Genomic DNA, 5,440 nt, shown 5'->3' on the forward strand with positions numbered 1-5,440 from the left:
TCAGGTCCTCCAGCCAGGAAACCAGCGCATCAGGTACATCGAGGGTGGCACGATAGGTGACCACGAAGCTCCTTGCTCCGTGCGACAGTTGGCACTATCGCAACGGGCAAGGAGCTTCCTGCGTCACGAACCCCGTCACCACCCGATCCGGGCAAGATCGGAAGAGGTCACTGAGTCAGTATGCCGTTGCTGATTCACAAGAGGGCCGACCGTGTGACTCACGTGGTGCATTCTCCTCGAGGGATGACTTCAATGGATCCACCCCGTTCCCGAATCCATTGCTCGAGGTCAGTGCCGCCGACTTCCCAGACCGCTCCACCGGTCAAAACTTCAATCGGACCGAAAATCGATCCGGAGAATCCCTGCAGGATCGCGTTCTCGTCCAACCTGACTGTGAACGAATTCTCCCTCACCGTTGCGTCTGTCAGATCTGCACCGCAGAGGTTGACGTCCAGCAGGGAGGCACCCAGGAGTTGCGTGCCACGGAAGCTCGCCCCTGATGCATCGACGCTGTAGAGCGATGCCTTGACGAGGTCGACCCCATCAAGAATCGCCGCCTTCAATGTTGCGTCATCAAGATTGGCTCGCACCAACGAGGCCCCGGTGAGATTGACCCCGGAAAGGTCCGCACCTTGCATATCTGCGCGATAGAAGTCTGTTTCAGCCAGCATTACGCCAGCCAATTTGGCGTCAGTGAACCAGGACTCAGAGAAGTCGCCGTCGGCCAGATCGGCACCTCTGAAGTCGAGACCCACGGCATCGAGACCACCCTCGTGTTCCCGTAGCCACTCGCGGAGCCGGGTAGCGGCAGCGTGGTCGGCGGGGAACGCACGCGGCCTCCAGCCCTTACGGGTACCGAATGACATTGTCTTCCCAGCCGTTCTTTTCGACGATGGACTTGATGTCATCGATCGCTGCCTGGTTCACGTGGCGCACGTCAAGAATAACAGTGCGCTACTTGTCGACGACCTGTTCCGCGAGATTCTTTACCCGCCTGCGGCTTACTCATTGCGCGCTTCGTTCGGCATCGTCGCGGCGCCATGACGTCAGATGGGCACCGCGCTCGTCCCAGGTATCTTCCTCGCGGAGAGAAGCACTGGCAGCATCGAAGAGCTTTCGCGACTTCAAAGCCCCGCTGGGGTGCCACTCCCTAAATTCACCCACCGCACGGCCGTCCCGGACAACCCCCTCGGAACGCAAGGTCCCGTCCTGGTACCACTCACGAGACAGTCCGTTCAGGACTCCGCCGCTGTACTCATCCAGGCTGATCAGATGTCCACCCTGATACTCAGCCACTTCCCCGGAGAAAAGGGCTCCGCGATAGAGCATGCGTTGAGCGTCATCCATGTCAACGCCCGGATCATCGACGTCGATTCTCACTACAGAATTCATTAGGGGATCCAGTTCTCTTCACTCGGCGGAAAGCCAGTGAACCTGCCGTGGCTGCTGGGCAGTCCTTGCAGCATATGGTTGCAGTTCGCGCAGAAGGGTGCCCGCCTGCCGAGGAGACCCGTCGCGATGTCGTTGAGATAGGGGAAGTCCACCGACGCACGCATCTGAGCGAGAGCAAAGGCGTCGTCCGGCAACCCCTGCCGCTTTCGCATCCAGAGCAGCTCATTGGCGGCCTTGACCTCGGCATGCCCCAGTGGGTCGTCCTTGTGTGGCGGGGGGTCCCCTATCGTTTCCAATCGGGCCAGCAGTGTGGGGTGCAAGTCGTCCAGTTTGATCACGACATCCGCCTTACCATTGATGCCCTCGATGATGGTGCCAGTCCTCAGATCCATGACGGCGCCGACACAGGCCCCGGTCTGCTTCCTGGGGAAGGCACCTGAGTCACGGGCATCTCGGTACGCGCTTCCCCGCTGCTGGGCCAGCTCATCAAGGTAGTCGGCGACCGGTCGGCCGTCGACGTGGGTGATTGTGCCGTCCGTCTTCGTCACACGTGGCCCCTCGGCGTCGATCTGCTCCAAGAGCTTCTGACCGTGGCCAGGAGGAGGAACGGTTCCGTTCTCGCCCACGTGCGTGTCGGGGGAGAGCGCTTCCTCCGGAGTGGCAGCGGAGCCAGGAGTGTTGTGGTCAAGTGTCCCGCCGTGCCCCTCCGAGCTATGCGGGGTCTGCCGGTCGTGGCCGGGCATCCCTAGGCCGTCCCCAGGCTCGCCTTGGTGTGGGACCGCTGGCCCGTCGGAGCCTCCGCTTCCCGGCGTGCTGTCGCGGTGGCGGCCGCCCGGGAAGTCGGGACCTCCTCCGTTGCCTGTGGACGGGGTATCCGCGTGGCCGCCAGGGGACGGGGTATCCGGGCGAGGGCTGCTGCCCGTGGACGGTGGCATGTTGTCCGCGCTGTTGCGGGGCATGTTGTCGGGTGTGGTGCCGCCTGGGGTGGTGTCTGGGCGGGGTGTCTGGGTGTCGTCCGTGTGGCGGGTCGGGTCGGAGGTGTTCGAGCCCAGGCGGGTGCCGTTGTCGTTGCGGGCGCCGACGGCAGCCAGTTCGCGTTCCGGGATCGTGGCCGTGGCGGGGGTGTCGGTCTTCGGGGTGTCGGTCTTCGGGGTGTCGGCCCCGGGGGTGTTCGCGTCTGCGGCCGGCTTGCCGGTGGGGGCGTCCTGGGCCTTCTGGATGAGTGTGCCGTCGGCGTCGTAGATGTTGCCCGGGGGGTCCATGTACTGGGCGGGGCCGTCGACGGGCAGTTTGACCGTGCCGGGCGGGAGGGTGACGGTGCCCTCGGGGAGTTTGACGGTGCCTTCCGGGAGCCTGAGCGCGCCTTCGGGGATCGGTGCGCCCGAGGGGAGGTGGATCGTTCCGTCGGGAAGGATCTTCGAGCCGTGCGGGAGTGCGACGGCGCCGTCGATGTCGATCTTCGGGATGTCGACGGCCCCGATGCCCTTGAGACCGGTCATGACGTCGCCGATCTTCATCAGGCCGCTCGCGCCCTTGAAGGCGTAGGTCATCGGGTCGATGGCCCGGCTCGCCTTGCCCGCGACGGAGAGCGCCTTGGCCACCGCTCCCGCCTTGCCCGCGCCCGCTGCCGCACCGCCGGCGCCGCCGGTGAAGACGGTGGTCAGGACGTTGAAGGTGACTTCGCCCGCGGCCCTGGAGGGGTTGGACTCCCACTTGTCCCACGCCAGGAACGCCTTACCCGTTTCTTGCACGGCGGTACGGGCTTTGCGGAACTCTGCAGGCAGCTGGTCCGGTGGCGTGTCCCAGAGGTACTTGCGGGTGGCCGGGAGCATGGACAGGCCCAGGCCCGTGCCGAGGGCGGCCAGGCCGCTCCATGCCTCTCCCGCCGCGTCGCCGCCTTTGAAGCCGGCCAGGGTTCCCAGGCCCACGAGGGTGCCCCATACACCGTCGACGACGACGCCTTTGCCGAACTCCCAGCCGTGTTCCCAGAACTGCCAGCCGGGGATGGACTCGTCGACGACGTCGCCCCAGGGAAGGCTCTCGGCCTGTTTGAGGGCCTCGGCGTCGTAGCCGTACATGTCCTTGGCGTTGGAGCCGTCGTTGACTTTCAGTGGTGTGCCGCCGACCAGTGCGACGATCTTGGAGTGGCAGGCGCGCTCGGCTTCCTGGAACTGTGTCCAGAGCTCGGCGATTTGGTCGCGGCGTGCCCTGTTCTCGTCGATGAGGTCGCCGTCCTCGCGCCACTCGTCGTCGCCCGCGATCCGGGACCGGAACGTCTCCGCCTCCCTTTTGAGCCTGTCCAGTTCCTGGGCCAGGGGGCGGATGTCGTTGGCGTACGTACCGAGGGCTCCGGCGATGACGCACATGTCGGAGCTGAGCGTCAGGGCCTTGTCCGCGACCGGTCTGGTCGTGGCGAACAGCTGGTCGGCCTCGGGCGCCTGGTAGAAGGCCCGCAGTCCGCCGAAGGTGGTGTGGACGTCACCGGCCGCTGCGGCGACCTTCACCCCGTGGCCGCTGATCGCCTTCACCTTCGCGTCGAGCGCTGCCTCGTCGCCGGTGAAGACGGGTATCTCGGCCGGATTCACCGGCTGGTTGTCGCTCACTTCTTCCCCCCGGCGTCCTTGAGCAGGTCCAGCCGTACGGAACGAGCCGCGCTCTGGGCTTCCCGGGCCGTGGCGAGGTCGCCCTCGACGTACGCGTTCGTGGCTTTGGCGGCACCCAGCACAGCGGCCTGGATCCGGTCCGCCATCGAGGTGAAGTCCTTACCGCGCTCCTGGAGGTACTCGGCGAGTGCGGCGGCGACCGGGCCTGTGGCCTTGCGCGTCAGCGAAGGCCCCGACGCCCACGGCCCAGGTGTATGGGTCTCTGCCGCCGAGCCGGGCACTGCCGTGCCGGCGGCCTCACCCGCCGCCCGCATATCGTCGATCATCGCCGTCAGGGCCTTCTCCAGGTCCCCGGCCCTGGCGCCGGTGGCCCGCAACTGGCCCTGGACGCCCTGCGGCTTGATGTCCCACGACGTCATGAAACGTCCCCCCGTTCCCCCGTGTGCTCGATCCCGCTGCCTGCGCCCGGCCGTACCGTCAGCCGATGTTGTCGACGGCGGCCTTCGCCCGGGCGAGCGTCTGCTGGGCGGTCGCGTCGTTCTTCTCCAGCGTCGTCCTCAGCAGCTGAACGATGGCCCTGACCTCCTGCGAGGCCTTGTTCCAGCGCAGTTCCTTGCCGTGGTACTCGTCCGCCACCCCATCGGCCTGGAAGTCCTTCATCGCGGCCTTCACCTGGGCGTCACGATCCGTGATCACCTGCTCAAGACGGGCGATCACAGCCTTGATATTGGCCTGCACCTCGCTGGAGGCGCCCAGGTCGTACGAACGGCGGTCACTGTTGGCTGCCATAAGAAATCCACTCCCCGTGAGATACGCGTGCTGAGGTACGACGGTCAGCTACGGCCCGAGAAGCGCGCAGCGTCGAAGTTCGCCGCCGACATCTGCGTCCGCGCGTTCTCGCCCTGCTCCTGGTCACCGGAGCCGAATGCCGTCTCCATCCCGGCCTGGCCGCCCAGGATCGCCCGGAGCGAAGCGTTCAACTCGGCCGTGATCTCGTCGGAACGCGACTTGAACAGGTCGAACGCCGCCTTGCCCGCGCCGTTGAACCTGCCCTCCAGCGGCTGTGCCGCCTGGATGAGCTGACGGATCAGCAGTCCGAGATCGTTGGTGGACAGATTTGACTGCTTCATCAGTGACGCCAGAACCTGCGCCCCCATGTCGAACTTCATCAGGCTCCCCCTCGGTCTGGTGTTCGCATTCTCCCCCATCTCTAACAACCCGGGTATCGCGAGTGCAATCCGCAATCAGCCAGTGTCGGACCGGGTATGACGCACAATCAGTGCGGCTGAGCGCCCTTCAGATGCCTCATCAGCAGCTCGAAGTCCTTCCATCCGGACAGGTCGGACGGATCACCCGGCAGCGGGTAATAGAGCGCCGGACGGGCCTTCGGGCCCAGCTCCACCGGAGCCCGCGACAACGGCGTACGCCGCGCACGGTCGCCCGGC

Annotated in this window: 7 protein-coding genes; all 7 read right to left on the reverse strand. The window is 65.8% G+C overall.

Annotated features, from left to right (window positions below; all coding sequences use genetic code 11):
- Positions 1–218: 218 nt before the first annotated feature.
- Positions 219–755 (reverse strand): pentapeptide repeat-containing protein, encoded by a 537-nt coding sequence (locus tag FVS66_RS15790; RefSeq protein WP_262387019.1) that lies wholly within the window; start codon positions 753–755, stop codon positions 219–221.
- A gap of 250 nt (positions 756–1,005) precedes the next feature.
- Positions 1,006–1,380, reverse strand: a complete 375-nt coding sequence (locus FVS66_RS15795; RefSeq protein WP_262387020.1) for a hypothetical protein — start codon at positions 1,378–1,380, stop codon at positions 1,006–1,008.
- Positions 1,381–1,391: 11 nt separating this feature from the next.
- Positions 1,392–3,995 (reverse strand): YwqJ-related putative deaminase, encoded by a 2,604-nt coding sequence (locus tag FVS66_RS15800; protein WP_149181829.1) that lies wholly within the window; start codon positions 3,993–3,995, stop codon positions 1,392–1,394.
- Positions 3,992–4,414, reverse strand: coding sequence for a DUF6507 family protein (locus FVS66_RS15805; protein ID WP_149180237.1), 423 nt, complete (start codon positions 4,412–4,414; stop codon positions 3,992–3,994). Before FVS66_RS15805 ends, FVS66_RS15800 begins: the two co-directional genes overlap by 4 nt.
- A gap of 58 nt (positions 4,415–4,472) precedes the next feature.
- Positions 4,473–4,784 carry a pore-forming ESAT-6 family protein gene (locus FVS66_RS15810; protein WP_149180238.1) on the reverse strand — a complete coding sequence of 104 codons (312 nt, stop codon included), beginning with the start codon at positions 4,782–4,784 and terminating at the stop codon, positions 4,473–4,475.
- Between the two features lie 44 nt (positions 4,785–4,828).
- Complete coding sequence (locus FVS66_RS15815; RefSeq protein WP_149180239.1) at positions 4,829–5,164, reverse strand: hypothetical protein; 336 nt, start codon at positions 5,162–5,164, stop codon at positions 4,829–4,831.
- A 107-nt stretch (positions 5,165–5,271) separates the two neighbouring features.
- On the reverse strand, positions 5,272–5,440 hold a 169-nt coding region (locus tag FVS66_RS35025; protein WP_222946910.1), incomplete at its 5' end, for a DUF6177 family protein.

The organism is Streptomyces sp. TRM49041, assembly GCF_008271805.1.
Taxonomy (GTDB): domain Bacteria; phylum Actinomycetota; class Actinomycetes; order Streptomycetales; family Streptomycetaceae; genus Streptomyces.

What these genes read in the sequence shown, in the direction of transcription:
- FVS66_RS15805 (WP_149180237.1), bottom strand. Translation starts at nt 4,414, where the DNA reads ATGACGTCGTGGGACATCAAGCCGCAGGGCGTCCAGGGCCAGTTGCGG.
- FVS66_RS15810 (WP_149180238.1), bottom strand. Translation starts at nt 4,784, where the DNA reads ATGGCAGCCAACAGTGACCGCCGTTCGTACGACCTGGGCGCCTCCAGC.
- FVS66_RS15815 (WP_149180239.1), bottom strand. Translation starts at nt 5,164, where the DNA reads ATGAAGTTCGACATGGGGGCGCAGGTTCTGGCGTCACTGATGAAGCAG.